This is a genomic window from Brevundimonas sp. (assembly GCF_046295595.1).
Taxonomy (GTDB): domain Bacteria; phylum Pseudomonadota; class Alphaproteobacteria; order Caulobacterales; family Caulobacteraceae; genus Brevundimonas.
The window spans coordinates 1-14,491 of the sequence record NZ_JBKBMX010000009.1; the positions used below are offsets into that span (position 1 = coordinate 1).

Here is a 14,491-nt window from a genome sequence, read left to right on the forward strand (position 1 = left end):
GCGCCGCCCGCGCCGCCGGCGCCGCCCGCCCCGCCAGCGCCGCCTCCCCCGCCGCGCGTCCAGGACGGCACGCGGATAACGATCACGGACGGGGGGCGGACCCGGGTCTACCATTCGGTGGAGGAGATGGATCCGGAGACGCGCCGCGCCCACGAGCAGTCCAGGGCGGAGGCCTCGGCGGCCCGGGTGCAGGCCGCCGAGGCGAGGGAGCAGGCGCGCGCCGCCCGCGCCGAAGGCGCTCGCGCCCGGGCCGAGGCCGCCGAAGCCCGCGTCCACGCGACGGCCGCCCGGGAGGAGGCTCGCCACGCCATGGCCCGGGCCCGGGTCGAGATGGCCAGGGGCGCGGATGAGATGGAGCGGGGCGCGAGCCAGATGCGGGAAGAGGCCCGCCGTCTGCGCGATCCCGCCTATCGGGCGCGGCAGATCGAGGAGAACCGGGCGCGCGGCAGCACGGTCTCTGACGCCGAGCTGCTGGCCCTGTCGCGTCGTCTGCCGGAGCAGGCCGACGAGATGGAGCAGCAGGCCCGGCGGATGCGGGCGCAGGCCGCGGACCGGACCTGACGCCGATCAGGCCCCGCTTCGGCGGGGCCTTTTGCTTATGAGCGGGCGGCGTCCCACCAGCGGACGGCGTCGGCGTCGCGGGCGCTGAGGTCGGGGTAGGCGGGGTCCGAGCCGACGTCCGGCACGCGGCGCCATGAGCGGGCGCATTTCGGATGGTCGGCGAGGCAGACCTCGACCGTGACGGCGTCGCCGCCGGTGACCAGTTCGGCGCCCGAGGTGCGGAACACCTCGGCGGGGTCGAGGCCGTCGAACGGGGCGAAGGCGTCGGCCGGGCCGGTGACCACGGGCCAGGCGTCGAGCGCGCCGCCGATGATCTTGTCGCGACGGGCGGCTTCCAGCGCCTCGTTGACGACCTCAAGCACCGTTTCGACCTTGGCCCAGCGCGCGGCCTCGGCTGGATTGCGCCAGTCGTCCGGCGTCTCCGGGATGACACGGGCGCAGTTGGAGCCGGCGTCGGGGAAGCGGGTGGTCCAGGCCTCTTCCATGGTGAAGGGCGTCAGCGGGGCCAGCCAGGCGGTCAGGCGCAGGAAGATCTCATGCATGACGGTGCGGGCGGCGCGGCGACGGAGGGCGTCGGGCCGGTCGCAGTAGAGGCTGTCCTTGCGGATGTCGAAATAGAGGGCCGACAGGTCGTTGGAGCAGAACTCCAGCACTGGCCGCACCACGTCCTGGAAGCGGTATTCGGCGTAGGCCTTGCGGACGTCGCGGTCGAGCTCCCACAGGCGGTGCAGGATGAAGCGTTCGAGCGGCGGCATCTGGTCGAGGGGCAGGCGTTCAGCCTCCTCGAAATCGGCCAGGGCGCCGAGCAGGTAGCGGACGGTGTTGCGCAGCTTGCGATAGGCGTCGACCGTGGTCTGCAGGATCTGTTTGCCGATCCGCTGGTCCTCGGCGTAGTCGACCAGGGCGACCCACAGACGCAGGATGTCGGCGCCGGATTCCTTGATGATGGTCGCGGGGTCGGTCGTGTTCCCCTTCGACTTGGACATCTTCTCCCCGTTCTCGTCCTGGGTGAAGCCGTGGGTCAGGACGGCGTCATAGGGGGCGCGGCCGCGGGTGCCGGCCCCTTCGAGAAGGTTGGACTGGAACCAGCCGCGGTGCTGGTCCGAGCCTTCGAGATAGAGGTCGGCGGGCCAGTGCGACGGGCGGTCGCCGGCGTAGCCGTGGGCCGGGTCGCGGGCTTCCAGGGTGAAGGCGTGGGTGCAGCCGGAGTCGAACCAGACGTCGAGGATGTCCTGGACCTTCTCGTAGCGCTGCGCGTCGTGGGCGCCGAGGAAGTCCACGTCGGGCCGGTCGAACCAGGCGCCGGCCCCGCCTTCGGTGACCGCGGCGAGGATGCGGGCGTCGACCTCGGGGTCGTGCAGCGGCTGGCCGGTCTCCTTGTCGACGAACATGGCCAGCGGCGTGCCCCAGGCGCGCTGGCGGCTGATCAGCCAGTCGGGACGGCTCTCGACCATGGTGCGGATGCGATTCTTGCCGGCCGCCGGGTGGAAGGCCGTGGCGTCGATGGCCGACAGGGCGCGCTCGCGCAGGGTTCCGTCGTCCTTCAGCGGCTGGTCCATGCGGATGAACCACTGCGGCGTGTTGCGGAAGATGACCGGGGCCTTCGAGCGCCAGCTGTGCGGATAGGAGTGCTCCATCCGGCCGCGCGCCAGCAGGTTTCCGGCCTCGATCAGCTTTTCCATCACGGCGCCATTGGCGGGGCCGAATTTGCCGGTCTTCTTGCCCTCGGTCTCCAGCACCTTGAGGCCGGCAAAGAGGGGGACGGAGGGGTAGTAGGCGCCGTCGGGATCGACGGTGTCGGGGACCTCGTGATGGCCGTGGGCCTTCCACACCTCGAAGTCGTCGGCGCCGTGGCCGGGGGCGGTATGGACGAAGCCGGTGCCGGCGTCGTCGGTGACGTGGTCGCCGGCCAGCAGGGGCACGGAGTAGCCGTAGCCGGACGACAGCGCCGCCAGCGGGTGGGCGCATTCGAGGCCCGACGGGTTCAGGTCGTCGATGCGGGCCCAGCTGGCGATCTTCGCGGCCTTGAAGACTTCTTCCGCCAGTTTGTCGGCGACGATCAGGCGGTCGCCGGGTTTGGCCCAAGGCTCGAACTCGAGCCCGGTCTCCATGGCCGTGACCTCATAGAGGCCATAGGCGATCTCGGGGCCGTAGCTGATGGCGCGGTTGGCCGGGATGGTCCAGGGCGTGGTGGTCCAGATGACGACCGACGGATTGGCGCTGCGGAACGAAAGGAGGTCGTCGGGATGGTCGTCAGTGGCGGCGACGACCGGGAATTTGACCCAGATCGTCGGGCTGACGTGGTCGTGGTATTCGATCTCGGCGTCGGCCAGGGCGGTGCGTTCGACCGGCGACCACATGACGGGTTTGGAGCCGCGGTAGAGCTGGCCCGAGTTCTTGAACTTGTGGAATTCGGCGACGATGGCGGCCTCGGTGGTGAAGTCCATCGTGGCGTAGCGATGGTCCCAGTCGCCGAGGATGCCGAGGCGTTTGAACTGGTCGCGCTGCACGTCGATCCAGCCGGCGGCGTATTCGCGGCAGGCCTGGCGGAACTCGGCCTTGGAGACCTCGTCCTTGCGCTTGCCCTGGGCGCGGTAGCGCTCCTCGATCTTCCACTCGATCGGCAGGCCGTGGCAGTCCCAGCCGGGGACGTAGTCGACGTCGTTTCCGAGCAGGAAGCGGCTGCGGACGACGAAATCCTTCAGCGTCTTGTTGAGGGCGTGACCGATGTGGATGTCGCCGTTGGCGTAGGGCGGGCCGTCGTGGAGGACGTAGAGGGGCGCGCCCTCGGCCTGACGCTGTTTGCGCAGGGCGGTGTAGAGGTCGCCCCACGCCTCGATGATCGCCGGCTCCTTTTGCGGCAGGCCGCCGCGCATGGGGAAGGGGGTCTCGGGCAGGAAGACGGTTTCGCGGTAGTCGCGGGCGGGAGGGGTGTCTTCACCGGTCTTGGGGGCGTCAGCCATGAAGTCTCGTTTCGTCGTGTGTGATCGTTCGCGTGGAGTTCAATGTCCCGGCGAGCGCGGGGCATCGGCCCTGCGGCGCTACGCCGGGCGGCGAATTGAAATCAGGCGAAACACGCGGACGGTCATGGTTCGGGCGGTCTAGCAGGCGGTCGGTCCCAACGCCAGCCGACCCCTTGCCAACCCTCCTGTCGGGGCTGATATTCAGGGGGTCATGACCGATATCACCATCCAGCGTATTCCGGCCTCCAGCCGGCCGGGCCGCAAGCCCAAGGGCGTGACGTCCAAGCGCGTGACGGCGGCCAATGGCGAAAAGGTGACGATCCGGTCTATCGAGGCCAATAGCCCGACCTTCGGCGAAGACCTGCTTTACGTGTTCGGCCGCAATGTCGCGGCCGCGCGGCGCGAGAACAAGGCTCTGCTGGGGACGCCGTCCGGTGTCCGGAAGGCCAAATAGGCAGCCCACGCTCTGGATCGTCGCGGGGCCGAACGGCTCGGGCAAGAGCACCATCTATTCCCTGCTTTCGGCCGAGGAGCCGTCCGGGTCGATCTGGATCATCAATCCGGACGAGCTGTCCCGTCGCATTGAGGCGCAGGAGGGCCTGCCCCAGGTCGACGCCAACCTGGAAGCGGTCAAGCGGATCGAGGCCTGGCTATACGCCTCGGTGCACGCGCACCAGACCGTCGGTGTCGAGACCGTGCTGTCGACCGACAAATACCGGGCGCTGGTCAAGGAGGCGAAGGCGCACGGCTTCGCTGTCAGGATGATCTTCGTCTTCCTGCCGGACCCCGACCTCAACGTGGAGCGGGTGCGGGTTCGGGTGCTGAAGGGCGGCCACGACGTGCCGGAGGACCGCATCCGGGCGCGCTGGACCCGCTCGTTCCAGCAGTTCTCGTGGTTCCTCGCCGAGGCGGATCGGGTCGATGTGTTCGACAACGCGGGAGCCGAGCCGAAGCTCGTAATGACCAAGGCCGACGGGGCCCTGACCATCAGGGAGTCCCTCATTCCCGCGATGGCGCAGGCCGTCACGGCTGCGTTCGATGAGCTCACCTGGGTCGGGCCTCCCGGTGCAGAGCCTGACGCGCCGCCGCCGCGTCCCGGTCGATCTGGACCTTGAGGGCGTCGAGGTCGGCGAAGGTCTGCTCGCCGCGCAGGAGGGCGATCAGTTCGGTCTCGACGGTCTGGCCGTAGAGGTCCGCGTCGAAGTCGAACAGCCAGACCTCAAGCAGGGGCTCGTCGAGGGCGAACATCGGGCGCAGGCCGAGGCTGGCGACGCCGTCGATCAGGCGGCCGTCGGCCAGGCGGGTGCGGGTCGCATAGACCCCGTAGGCCGGGCGCATGTAGTCGCCGAGGCGGATGTTGGCGGTGGGGACGCCGATGGTGCGGCCGCGCTTGTCGCCGTGAACGACCTCGCCTTCGATGGCGAAGGGGCGGCCGAGGATGGCGGCGGCGCGGGCCATGTCTCCGGCCTTGAGGGCTTCGCGGACCGCCGAGGACGAGAGTTTCAGACCGTCGGGATCATCGACGCGGTCAGCGATGCTGACGCCGAAGCCGAGCATCTGGCCGTGGCGGCGCAGGCCCTCGGGCGAGCCGGTGCGGCCCTGGCCATAGGTGAAGTCGAAGCCGACGGCGGCGTGGCGGACGCCCAGACCGCCGGCGAGGACTTCGTGGGCGAAGGCCTGGTCGGACATGGCGGCCATGTCGGCGTCGAACGGCAGCAGGTAGAGGCGATCGACGCCGAGCGGCTCGAGCGCCCGGGCCATCTGGGCCGGGGTCATCAGGCGGAAGGGGGCGGCGTCGGGCTGGAACCAGCGGCGCGGATGGGGGGCGAAGCTGACCACGCCGAGCGGGGCGCCCAGCGCGCGGGCGGCCTCGCGGGCCGTGGCGATGACCGCCTGGTGGCCGCGATGGACGCCGTCGAAGGCGCCGATGGCGACGGCGGCGCCCTTGAGGTCGGCGGGCAGGACGCGCCAGTCGGTGACGGTCTGGATCACGCCGTCCGCCTTCAGTCCTTCGCCGGACGGCGGCGGCGCGGCACGCGGACGAGGGCCATGCCGTCCATGATCATCTTGCCGTCGACGAAGCCTTCGCAGGCCAGCTCGACGCGGGCGGTGTCGGGATCGACCGAGACGACGCTGATGCGGACCACGACGTCGTCGCCGATGCGCACCGGGAGGTGGAAGCCGAGCGTCTGGGACAGGTAGATGGCGCCGGCGCCGGGCAGGATGGTGCCGACCACGGCCGAGCCGAATGAGGCCGAGAGCAGGCCGTGGGCGATGCGGCCGCGATAGGCCGTCTTCGCCGCATAGGCCTCGTCGAGGTGGACCGGATTGAAGTCGTCCGACGCCTCGGCGAACAGCTGGATCCGCTGTTCGGTGACGTGGATGATCTTCTCGGCGGCCATGCCGACGCGGAGCTCCTCAAGGATGTATCCGCCCGAGGGGTGTGCCGTGACCAGTTCCATGCCGGGGGCTTAGCCTGATTTGGAGGCTGTCACCACGCCAGATCGAGCATGGCGTAGCGCGCGTATGTGGTCTCGGCTTTCAGCAGATCGGCGGCGCGGGCGGGGTCGAGACGGCCGTCGGGGCCGCGGGCGGCGTCGCCGTGGATGCCCTGGGCGATGAACAGGCAGTCGAGGGCCTGTTTGTCGGCGCCGAGCACATCGGTGACGACGCCGTCGCCGATGCACAGCACGCGGGCGCGGTTGACCGGCCGGCCGAGCAGGCGCTCGCCCTCGGCGATGGCCAGCTGGTAGATCGGGCCGAACGGCTTGCCGGCCATGGTGACCCGGCCGCCGAGGCTTTCGTAGAGGTCGGCGAGGGCGCCGCCGCAATAGATCAGCCGGTCGCCGCGCTGGACCACGCGATCCGGGTTGGCGCAGATCATCTCGAGGTCGCGGGCGGCGCCGGCGGCGAGCCGGTCGCGGTAGTCCTCGGGCGTCTCGGTCTCGTCGTCGACCAGGCCGGTCACGGAGATGAAGGCGGCGTCGGCGGCGCCCTGGGCGATGTCGAGGCCGAGGCCGTCGTACAGCGGCCCGTCGCGATCCGGGCCGATGATCCAGGCCGGGCCAGGGGCGCGTTTGGCCAGTTCGGCGCGGGTGGCGTCGCCCGAGGTGACGAAGGCCTTCCAGCTGTCGCGCGGCACGCCGAGCCGGTCCAGCTGGGCCACCACGTCGGACGAGGGGCGCGGGGCATTGGAGATCAGGATGACGTGACCGCCCTGTTCATTGAACCGGGTCAGGGCGGCGCAGGCCTCGGGCCAGCTTTCGCGGCCGTTGTGGATCACGCCCCAGACGTCGCAGAGCAGGATGTCGTAGTCGGCGGCGATCTCGCCGAGACCGGAGAGGGCGTGGGGGAGGGTCATGCCGGGCTGATAGCGGTTTCGGGGGAGGGGGTGAAGGGATGAGGGATTAGGATGAGGGATTGGGGATTGGGGATGTGGGGTGCGGGGTGTGGGGTGTGGGAGGAGGCACGGGTCTCCGCCGCCTGCGGACAGTCGGTGCGGGAAGGCGTGCGGAGCGCCGGGCCTGCGCCCGGAGTTCGTTGGAGTTACCGTTTCGACGCAGACAGACGCTCCGCGTGGAGGCGAACGGAAGCTTGCGTCGGGTGGCGGTCTTATCGCCTTACCGCAGCGCCTCCGGCGGGCGGGCCGTGCTTGCGACACGGTCCCCGGACCGGGCGAGTATCCCCCTCGCCCCTGACATCGCATCCGGCCTTTTCCTCAGCCGGACAGACCCCGGGCGTTCGCCTGCCTTCAGATGGCAGGCCGGAACCGGGTCCCCGCTTCTCCACATCCCGCCGCCAGATCACGCAAGGCCTCTGCGCCTCCCCGTGCGACGGAACGGAGCGCATTTTAAGGGAGCCCCGCCCTCGTACAGACAAAACGGATCGAGAAAAGGCTAGTGCGTTGTTTGTAAGCGAGAATATTCTGACAACTAGACTATAGATTCGCGAATTGTAAGCACAGCGTCACGACGACTTTCCTTCTCCCCTTGGGGGAGAAGGTGGCTCGGGGAGCGAGACGGATGAGGGGGATGGTTGAGGCAGGTCGTCTGTCAGCCGGTTCGGAGCCGGCCCACCCCTCATCCGGCCCTCCGGGCCGCCTTCTCCCCCAGGGGGAGAAGGATGCGAACAGCTCTCCCGCCGGAACGCCCCGGCCGACCCGCCGTTGATCCTGCGGGGCTTTCAGGGAGAAACGCGATGCGACATCTGTTGGGCGTGACGGCGGCGGCGGTGTGCGGGCTGACGCTGGCGGGGTGCGCCAGCACCGACAACTACGCCTCGGCGTGCGAGCGCGACTACGCCCGCAACCAGGAACGGGCCATGGCCAGCGGGGCGGTGCTGGGCGCGGCGATCGGCGCGGCGGTGGCCGGAAGCGGCGACCGGGAACGCGGCGCAGCCATCGGCGCGGCGGCGGGCGCCCTGCTGGGCCATACCCTGTCGGAGGAGGACGATCCCTGCGGCTACGGCTTCGGCGGCTACAATGAAGACCGCCGCTATGGTCGCGAGCGGGTCTACTGGCAGGATGGCGGTCGCCGCTGGTGAGAGCGCGGGCCCGCGGCGGCTATTTGCCCGCCGGGGCCCGACGCCGGGCGCGGCACAGGTCGCAGAATTCCCAGCCTTCGTAGCGGCGGTCGATGCGCCAGCGGTGCCGCTTGCATTGCAGACGCCTGACGAGTTTTCGAAGCCAGCGCACTGACATCTCCTGAAGGTCGATGATCGGCCTTGGCGGATGTCTGGCGACACGCCGGGCGAGGATGGGTTGGTGGCGCGCCGGGATCAGTTCTAGCCGAAACGTCTCCGGTGATCCGCGCTTCTCAAGGTTGAGCGGATGAAATCAGCCGGGGGATCGGTTTCGGCGAGAACGGCTTCCTTGATGGCGCGCGGCTCGCCGAACAAATGCCCCTGGCCGACCGAGATGTCCAGTTCGAGGATGTCGACAATTTGACGCTCCGTCTCGCATTTCTCCGCGATCAGCTCGATGCCGTAGCGGCGGGTGACGCCGGCGAAGTCGGCGGCGGAAATGTCGCGCAGGGCCGGCAGGGCCGAGGCGGCGTCGGCGTCCAGCAGGGTCTCGATCAGCAGGTCGGCGCTGACCTTCATGAATTTGACGTCCGACCTCTGAAGATCCGCGAAGTCGAGATCGAGGGTCTGGACCTTGTCGATCGAGAAGCGGAAGCCGAGGTCGGCCAGCTTGGCCATGTTGCGCGCCTCGACCGCGCCGCGGGCGTCGAAGGTGGCCTGGCCCAGTTCGAAAATCAGCGCCTGGTTGAGGTCGCGGTTCTCACTGAGGAAGTCGAGGAACTGGGGGAAGAAGGTCTCGTCGCCGAGCGAGGACAGGGCGACGTTGCAGAAGACGCCGACCTTGCGGTCCTGACGGGCGAGGCGACGGACGATCTGGGCGCAGCGGAACAGCAGCAGGTTGTCGATGGCCGGGACCAGGCCCTCGCCCTCGGCGACCGACAGATATTCGGCCGGCATCATGACGCGATCGTCGGCGGCGCGCAGGCGGGTGAAGCTCTCGTAGAAGATGGTGCGGCGCTGCGGCAGGGAGACCACCGGCTGGAGGTAGAGGTCGACGCGGTTCTCGGAGAGGGCCTCGTGAATGGTCTGCAGCAGGACGTTGGACTGCTCGCGGTGGCGGGCCTCGTAGGTGTTGTCCGGGGTCGGCTGGGAGATGCGCTGGTCAATCGACTCGCTCATCTGCTGGATCAGGGATTCCAGCATGCGGACCTCGCCCGACAGCTGTTCGGTCGAGGACAGGGCCCCGGTCTCGATGGCCTGGGCCAGTTCGGTCAGGGCCCCCTGGGTCGACTCCATGGCGTCGGCGAGCAGACGGTGGGCCTCGCGGACCTGGTCGATCTCTTTTTTCAGGACGGCGCGCTCGGTCTTGCCGGAGACCCAGGTGTGGACGGCGAGCAGCAGGCCCATGCTGGCGATGCCGGCGGCCGCCCCGGCTCCGGCGCCGAGGCCGGCGCGCCACACGAAGGCGCCGACCGTCAGGGACAGGAACAGGTAGCCGAAGAACAGAAAGCCCTGGGTCAGTGCGCGCATTGGAAACGGTTGTTCCGTGTTCCCGGATGGAATCGCCCGAGTATCGGGGTATCACGACAGATCGCCTAGCGTTCCTGCACGGATTCTCCCCAAGCTTCGAGGTTAACGATGGAATTGTTCGATCTGACCGGCCAGGTCGCGGTCATCACGGGTTCTTCACGCGGCATCGGCAAGGCCATCGCCGAACGGCTGGCCGAGCACGGGGCCCGGGTGGTGATCTCGTCGCGCAAGGCGGGGCCCTGCGACGAGGTCGCCAGCGCCATCAATGCGAAGCACGGCGAGGGCCGGGCCATCGCCGTGCCGGCCAATATCGCCTCGAAGGAAGAGCTGCAGCGGCTGGTCGACGAGACCAACGCGGCCTTCGGCAAGATCGACATCCTGGTCTGCAACGCCGCCTCCAACCCCTATGCCGGGCCGATGGCGGGGATTTCGGACGACCAGTTCGGCAAGATCCTGCAGAACAACGTGGTCTCCAACCACTGGCTGATCCAGATGGTGGCGCCGCAGATGCTGGAGCGGAAGGCCGGGTCGGTGATCATCGTGTCGTCGATCGGCGGCCTGAGGGGCAACGCCCTGATCGGCGCCTACAACATCTCCAAGGCGGCCGACATGCAGCTGGCGCGCAACCTGGCGGTCGAGTGGGGGCCGTCGAACGTGCGGGTCAACTGCATCGCCCCGGGCCTGGTGCAGACCGACTTCGCCAAATATCTGTGGGAGAACCCCGAGCTGCTGAAACAGGTGACCGACCCGGCGCCGCTGAAGCGGATCGGCCAGCCGGACGAGATCGCCGGGGCGGCGGTCTATCTGGCGGCGCCGGCCTCGGCCTATATGACCGGCCAGACGCTGGTCGTGGACGGCGGCATCACCATTGCCTGGTGAGGCCGCAGGCGCGGGCTGGCGGTCCATACAGATGAGGGAAGACGCGCCATGCTGATCAGGATTCCGGTTTCGGTCGGCGAGCTGTTCGACAAGATCACCATTCTGAAGATCAAGGCCGCGCGGCTGTCCGACGCCGGGCAGCTGGAGAATGTGCGGCGCGAGCTGGAGGAACTGGAGGCGGTGGCCACGGCGATTCCGGCCTCGCCCGCGCTGGACGACCTCGTCGGCCGGCTGCAGGCCGTCAACGACGGCCTGTGGGATGTCGAGGACGGCAAGCGGGCGCATGAGCGCGAGGGCCGGTTCGACGCCGACTTCATCGCCCTGGCGCGGCGGGTCTACAAGGAGAACGACCAGCGCGCGGCGCTGAAACGCGAGATCAACCGGCTGACCGGCTCGACCCTGGTCGAGGAAAAGTCGCATGGGGGGTGAGCGGGCCGATGACGGCGTCCTGATCATCACGGGCAGCCTGATCGGCGACCTCATCATGAGCACGGGGGCGATCGCGGAGATCGTCCGGCGCCATCCGGGGGCGCCGGTGACGGTGGTCTGTCCGCCGGCCACGGCCGTGCTGTTCCGCCATCTGCCGGCCCCGACCGAGGTCATTCCGCTGGCCAAGAAGAAGCGCGGCGAACACTGGCTGGAGCTGTGGTGGGCGCTGCGCAAGCGGCGCTGGGCGAGGATCTATGATTTCCGCAACAGCGGGGCGGGGCGGTTCCTGAACGGGCCGCGGTCGCTGACGCGCCGGTCTGTGGGGGTCGCGCACAAGGTGCTGGAGGCGTCGAGCATTCTCGGCGACGGGGCGGCGCTGGCGCCGGTGGTGTGGCTGACCGGGGCCGAGCGCGAGGCCCTGCCGCCGGCGATCCGGACGGCGAAGCGGCTGCTGGTGATCGGGCCGGGGGCGACGCGGATCGGCAAGGCCTGGCCGGTCGAGCGGTTCGCCGCCCTGGCGGCGCGGCTGACTGAGGCGGGCGGCCTGCTGGAGGGGGCGGTCGTGGCCCCGACCGGCGGGCCGATGGACCGGCCGGCGGCGGCGGTGATCGGCGCGGCGGTGGGGCCGGACCGCTTCGTCGACATGACCGGCGCCGACCTGCTGACCACCGCCGCCCTGATGGCGGGCGCCGACCTGTTCGTCGGCAATGACTCGGGCATGATGCATCTGGCGGCGGCGGCGGGGGCGCCGACCCTGGGCCTGTTCGGCCCGACCGACGAGCGGCTGTACGGGCCTTGGGGCGAGCGCGCCGCAGCGGTGCGGGCGCCGGGCGTCGATGTGGTGTTCGGCAAGGTGTCGAAGACGGTCAGCCCGACCGAGAACCAGATGGGCGATTTGACGGTCGACGAGGTCGCCGCGGCGGCGGACCGACTGCTCGGCGACGGACGATAGCGGCATGGCGGCGGAGACTCCGGACGGCGGGCGGCGGCGGGCGAAGGGCCCGGGCGGCCGGCTGCGGCAGGACCTGATCTGGCGGCTGGAGAGCGTCGGCTTCGCCGGCTTCGTCGGCCTGATGCGGTTGCTGGGGGTGGAGCGGGCCTCGGCGCTCGGCGGCTGGCTGCTGCGCACCCTGGGGCCGCGGACCGGGACGCAGAGGACGGTGATGCGGAACCTGCGCATCGCTTTCCCGGACATGCCGGCGGCGGAGCGCGAAAAGCTGGCGCTGGACCAGTGGACGCAGACCGGGCGCGCCTTCGCCGAGACGGCGGTGATGGACCGGCTGGTCGCCGAGGACCGGATCGAGGTGGTCGGGCGCGAGCGGCTGGAGGCGATCCGCGACTCCGGCCGGCCGGTGGTGTTCGTCGGCGGGCATTTCGCCAATATCGAGACCCAGGCGGCGGTCATCGTCGGGGCCGGGATTCCGTGCCAGATCACCTATCGCGCCGCCAACAATCCCTATGTCGACGTCCAGATCCGGGCGGCGCGGGCGCGCTACGGGATCAAGCTGTTCGCGCCCAAGGGGGGCGAGGGCGCGCGTGAGCTGCTGGCCGGCCTGGCGCGCGGCGAGTCGGTGGCGCTGATGAACGACCAGAAGTTCGACGAGGGGCCGGAGGTGATGTTCTTCGGCCAACCGGTCAACGCCGCGCCGGGGCCCAGCCGGCTGGCGCTGCGGTTCGGCGCCGTGCTGCAGCCGCTGTCGGTGGTGCGGTTGCCGGGCGTGCGCTTCCGGGTGACGGCCTATGAGCCGATCACGCTGGAGACCACGGGCGACCGGTCGGCCGACATCGCCCGGGGGGTGCAGGCGATAACCAGCTTCATCGAGGCGCGGGTGCGCGAGGCGCCGGTCGACTGGTTCTGGGTGCACAAACGCTGGCCGGACCGGGTCTACGCCGCCCTCAAGGCCGACGAGGCCTGATCAGGCGGAGGCGCCGGTCGAGGGCTCGACGGCCTCGCGCGCGGCGTCGATGGAGCGGCGGAAGGGACCGGGGTAGCCGGGCGCGGCGACGCGGCGGCGGTCGGGGCCGAAATAGCCTTCGGTCTTCACAAAGGGACGCGGTTTCCAGATCACCGACTGGATGCGGTCGAGCACGGCCTTGGCGGTGATCGGCTTGGCGAGGAATTCGGTGACGCCGGCGTCGCGCGCCTCATAGACCCGCTCCTTGCCCGAATGGCCGGTCATCATGATGATCGGCAGATAGGGGTTGGCGCTGTCGGGGCTGTTGCGGACGAGGCGGGTGAACTCGACCCCGTCCAGCGGGAACATCTTGTAGTCGACGAGAGCCAGGTCGACGGGGTGATCGCGCAGGATCTGCAGGCCGGCGCCGCCGTCGCCGGCCTCGAGAACCTTGCGAATGCCGGCGGATTTCAGAACCGCCGAGGCGATGGCCCGCATGTGCGGATTGTCGTCGATCAGGAGGACCTGGATCGCGGAGAGGGAGGTCGTCATGGTGGAAGGTCGCAAAGGCGCGTTCGGCGCTCGGTGGGCGGATGGTAGGGACCGATCGACGCTCCGTCCATGACCGACCGTCGATCAGGGGCGGCGTAACCGCTTACGGCCGCTCAACTGTGCACAAGAAGCGACGGGTCGAGGTTGCGGTCACGCCATTTCATACGCCAGCACAGGTGCGGGCCGGTGGCGCGGCCGCTCATGCCGACGCGGCCGAGCGGGTCGCCGCGCGCCACATCCTGGCCGGCGCGGACGTCGAGGCGGGACTGGTGCAGATACGCCGTGATCAGCCCCTGGCCGTGGTCGATCAGGACCAGGCCGCCCTCGAAATGCAGATCGGTCTCGGCGAGGGTGACGCGGCCGGCGGCGGGGGCGCGGATCACCGTTCCGGCCGGGGCCGCCAGGTCGATGCCGTAGTGCGGCCGGGCCGGCGTGCCGTTGAGCACCCGCTGGGCGCCCCAGCGGCTGGTGACGCGGAAGCCGGTCAGGGGCCATGCGAAGCCGTGCCGGAAATGGTCGGCGTCGATCCGGCTGGCGAAGCCTCCGGTCTTGAGTTCGGCCTCGCGGGCGATGCGCGCGAGCAGGGCGGGATCGGTCGGCGTCACCGTGGCGGGCGGCAGGCCGTCGACCCGGGTTACGGCGAAGTCGCCGGGGGCGATGTCGAGGATGCGGCGGGCCGAGCGGCCGTCGCCGCGCGCCTCGATCTCGACGCTGCCGGGGGCGTCGCGGTCGAAGCCGACGATGAAGGCGCCGCTGGCCGAGGCGGCGGTCAGGGCCTCGCCGTCGACGAAGATCAGGGCCCGCGGCCAGGTCTGCCCGAGGGCGTGGCCGCCCTGGACGAAGCGGCCGGTCAGGGGAAGGTCGTCGGCGGCTTGCGCCCGGGCGGACCCGGCGGCGGTCAGGGCGGCGGCGCCCGCCGCGACTCTGGCAAGGAAGGCGCGGCGGTCGGGGCTCATCGCGGCGGGACGAGGCCCTGCCGCGCCTCTTCGGGACCGGCGTAGGCTTCCTGCCGCTCGACCGACCAGTAGCGCAGGATCTCAAGCGGGATGGCGCGGCCGGTGACGGCGCAGGTCGCAAAGCGCCCGGCCTTGAGCACGGCGAATTCGCCGTGGGCATAGTGGAGGGTGGCGGGACCGGCGTCTTTATCGACCATGCGGCAGG

At 70.1% G+C, this 14,491-nt stretch carries 15 protein-coding genes and 1 pseudogene; 8 read left to right on the forward strand and 8 right to left on the reverse strand.

All coding sequences use genetic code 11. From position 1 onward, the window contains the following. Positions 1-561 (forward strand): annotated as a pseudogene (locus ACK4JY_RS07815) (peptidase M56); the annotation flags it as partial. 35 nt (positions 562-596) lie between these two features. On the opposite strand, the gene ileS reads toward ACK4JY_RS07815, so the two are convergent. After that, entirely contained in the window at positions 597-3,524 is a 2,928-nt protein-coding gene (gene ileS, locus ACK4JY_RS07820) for an isoleucine--tRNA ligase (protein WP_409604426.1), read from the reverse strand. Positions 3,525-3,735: 211 nt separating this feature from the next. On the opposite strand from ileS, the gene ACK4JY_RS07825 reads away from it, so the two are divergent. Further along, positions 3,736-3,978 carry a hypothetical protein gene (locus tag ACK4JY_RS07825; RefSeq protein ID WP_409604428.1) on the forward strand — a complete coding sequence of 81 codons (243 nt, stop codon included), beginning with the start codon at positions 3,736-3,738 and terminating at the stop codon, positions 3,976-3,978. Beyond that, positions 3,959-4,639 (forward strand): AAA family ATPase, encoded by a 681-nt coding sequence (locus ACK4JY_RS07830; RefSeq protein WP_409604430.1) that lies wholly within the window; start codon positions 3,959-3,961, stop codon positions 4,637-4,639. The genes ACK4JY_RS07825 and ACK4JY_RS07830 overlap by 20 nt, the downstream gene beginning before the upstream one ends. On the opposite strand, the gene ACK4JY_RS07835 is transcribed toward ACK4JY_RS07830, so the two are convergent. The 3 genes from ACK4JY_RS07835 to ACK4JY_RS07845 are packed head-to-tail and all read right to left on the reverse strand — an operon-like array spanning position 4,569 to position 6,885. After that, complete coding sequence (locus ACK4JY_RS07835) at positions 4,569-5,516, reverse strand: bifunctional riboflavin kinase/FAD synthetase (protein WP_409604432.1); 948 nt, start codon at positions 5,514-5,516, stop codon at positions 4,569-4,571. The two genes, ACK4JY_RS07830 and ACK4JY_RS07835, sit on opposite strands and share 71 nt — an antisense overlap. Before the next feature lie 11 nt (positions 5,517-5,527). After that, positions 5,528-5,986, reverse strand: a complete 459-nt coding sequence (locus tag ACK4JY_RS07840) for a MaoC family dehydratase (protein ID WP_409604434.1) — start codon at positions 5,984-5,986, stop codon at positions 5,528-5,530. 29 nt (positions 5,987-6,015) lie between these two features. After that, positions 6,016-6,885 carry a TIGR01459 family HAD-type hydrolase gene (locus tag ACK4JY_RS07845; protein WP_409604436.1) on the reverse strand — a complete coding sequence of 290 codons (870 nt, stop codon included), beginning with the start codon at positions 6,883-6,885 and terminating at the stop codon, positions 6,016-6,018. Between the two features lie 836 nt (positions 6,886-7,721). Between ACK4JY_RS07845 and ACK4JY_RS07850 the strand changes: the two genes are divergently transcribed. Beyond that, positions 7,722-8,066 (forward strand): YMGG-like glycine zipper-containing protein, encoded by a 345-nt coding sequence (locus ACK4JY_RS07850; protein ID WP_409604438.1) that lies wholly within the window; start codon positions 7,722-7,724, stop codon positions 8,064-8,066. A gap of 240 nt (positions 8,067-8,306) precedes the next feature. Here ACK4JY_RS07850 and ACK4JY_RS07855 read toward each other — a convergent pair whose 3' ends face one another. Then, complete coding sequence (locus tag ACK4JY_RS07855) at positions 8,307-9,575, reverse strand: EAL domain-containing protein (protein ID WP_409604440.1); 1,269 nt, start codon at positions 9,573-9,575, stop codon at positions 8,307-8,309. Between the two features lie 108 nt (positions 9,576-9,683). Here ACK4JY_RS07855 and ACK4JY_RS07860 point away from each other — a divergent pair, with 108 nt between their 5' ends. Genes ACK4JY_RS07860 through ACK4JY_RS07875 form a run of 4 tightly spaced genes read left to right on the forward strand, consistent with a single transcriptional unit; the run spans position 9,684 to position 12,799 of the window. Beyond that, positions 9,684-10,454, forward strand: a complete 771-nt coding sequence (locus tag ACK4JY_RS07860; protein WP_409604442.1) for an SDR family NAD(P)-dependent oxidoreductase — start codon at positions 9,684-9,686, stop codon at positions 10,452-10,454. Positions 10,455-10,502: 48 nt separating this feature from the next. Continuing rightward, on the forward strand, positions 10,503-10,883 hold the full coding sequence (locus tag ACK4JY_RS07865) for a DUF6165 family protein (protein WP_409604443.1): 381 nt from the start codon (positions 10,503-10,505) through the stop codon (positions 10,881-10,883). After that, positions 10,873-11,835 carry a glycosyltransferase family 9 protein gene (locus tag ACK4JY_RS07870; RefSeq protein ID WP_409604445.1) on the forward strand — a complete coding sequence of 321 codons (963 nt, stop codon included), beginning with the start codon at positions 10,873-10,875 and terminating at the stop codon, positions 11,833-11,835. The genes ACK4JY_RS07865 and ACK4JY_RS07870 overlap by 11 nt, the downstream gene beginning before the upstream one ends. A gap of 4 nt (positions 11,836-11,839) precedes the next feature. Then, positions 11,840-12,799, forward strand: coding sequence for a lysophospholipid acyltransferase family protein (locus tag ACK4JY_RS07875; RefSeq protein ID WP_409604447.1), 960 nt, complete (start codon positions 11,840-11,842; stop codon positions 12,797-12,799). On the opposite strand, the gene ACK4JY_RS07880 is transcribed toward ACK4JY_RS07875, so the two are convergent. From ACK4JY_RS07880 to ACK4JY_RS07890, 3 genes are all read right to left on the reverse strand, one after another. Continuing rightward, positions 12,800-13,330 (reverse strand): response regulator, encoded by a 531-nt coding sequence (locus ACK4JY_RS07880; protein ID WP_409604449.1) that lies wholly within the window; start codon positions 13,328-13,330, stop codon positions 12,800-12,802. Between the two features lie 113 nt (positions 13,331-13,443). Further along, complete coding sequence (locus tag ACK4JY_RS07885; RefSeq protein ID WP_409604451.1) at positions 13,444-14,286, reverse strand: M23 family metallopeptidase; 843 nt, start codon at positions 14,284-14,286, stop codon at positions 13,444-13,446. Then, positions 14,283-14,483, reverse strand: a complete 201-nt coding sequence (locus ACK4JY_RS07890; protein WP_409604453.1) for a DUF2093 domain-containing protein — start codon at positions 14,481-14,483, stop codon at positions 14,283-14,285. Before ACK4JY_RS07890 ends, ACK4JY_RS07885 begins: the two co-directional genes overlap by 4 nt. Between the last annotated feature and the right edge of the window lie 8 nt (positions 14,484-14,491).

Coding starts and splice junctions, on each gene's coding strand:
- ACK4JY_RS07885 (WP_409604451.1), bottom strand. CDS start 14,286: ATGAGCCCCGACCGCCGCGCCTTCCTTGCCAGAGTCGCGGCGGGCGCC.
- ACK4JY_RS07890 (WP_409604453.1), bottom strand. CDS start 14,483: ATGGTCGATAAAGACGCCGGTCCCGCCACCCTCCACTATGCCCACGGC.
- ACK4JY_RS07880 (WP_409604449.1), bottom strand. CDS start 13,330: ATGACGACCTCCCTCTCCGCGATCCAGGTCCTCCTGATCGACGACAAT.
- ACK4JY_RS07825 (WP_409604428.1), top strand. CDS start 3,736: ATGACCGATATCACCATCCAGCGTATTCCGGCCTCCAGCCGGCCGGGC.
- ACK4JY_RS07845 (WP_409604436.1), bottom strand. CDS start 6,885: ATGACCCTCCCCCACGCCCTCTCCGGTCTCGGCGAGATCGCCGCCGAC.
- ACK4JY_RS07865 (WP_409604443.1), top strand. CDS start 10,503: ATGCTGATCAGGATTCCGGTTTCGGTCGGCGAGCTGTTCGACAAGATC.
- ACK4JY_RS07875 (WP_409604447.1), top strand. CDS start 11,840: ATGGCGGCGGAGACTCCGGACGGCGGGCGGCGGCGGGCGAAGGGCCCG.
- ACK4JY_RS07860 (WP_409604442.1), top strand. CDS start 9,684: ATGGAATTGTTCGATCTGACCGGCCAGGTCGCGGTCATCACGGGTTCT.
- ileS (WP_409604426.1), bottom strand. CDS start 3,524: ATGGCTGACGCCCCCAAGACCGGTGAAGACACCCCTCCCGCCCGCGAC.
- ACK4JY_RS07855 (WP_409604440.1), bottom strand. CDS start 9,575: ATGCGCGCACTGACCCAGGGCTTTCTGTTCTTCGGCTACCTGTTCCTG.
- ACK4JY_RS07840 (WP_409604434.1), bottom strand. CDS start 5,986: ATGGAACTGGTCACGGCACACCCCTCGGGCGGATACATCCTTGAGGAG.
- ACK4JY_RS07850 (WP_409604438.1), top strand. CDS start 7,722: ATGCGACATCTGTTGGGCGTGACGGCGGCGGCGGTGTGCGGGCTGACG.
- ACK4JY_RS07870 (WP_409604445.1), top strand. CDS start 10,873: ATGGGGGGTGAGCGGGCCGATGACGGCGTCCTGATCATCACGGGCAGC.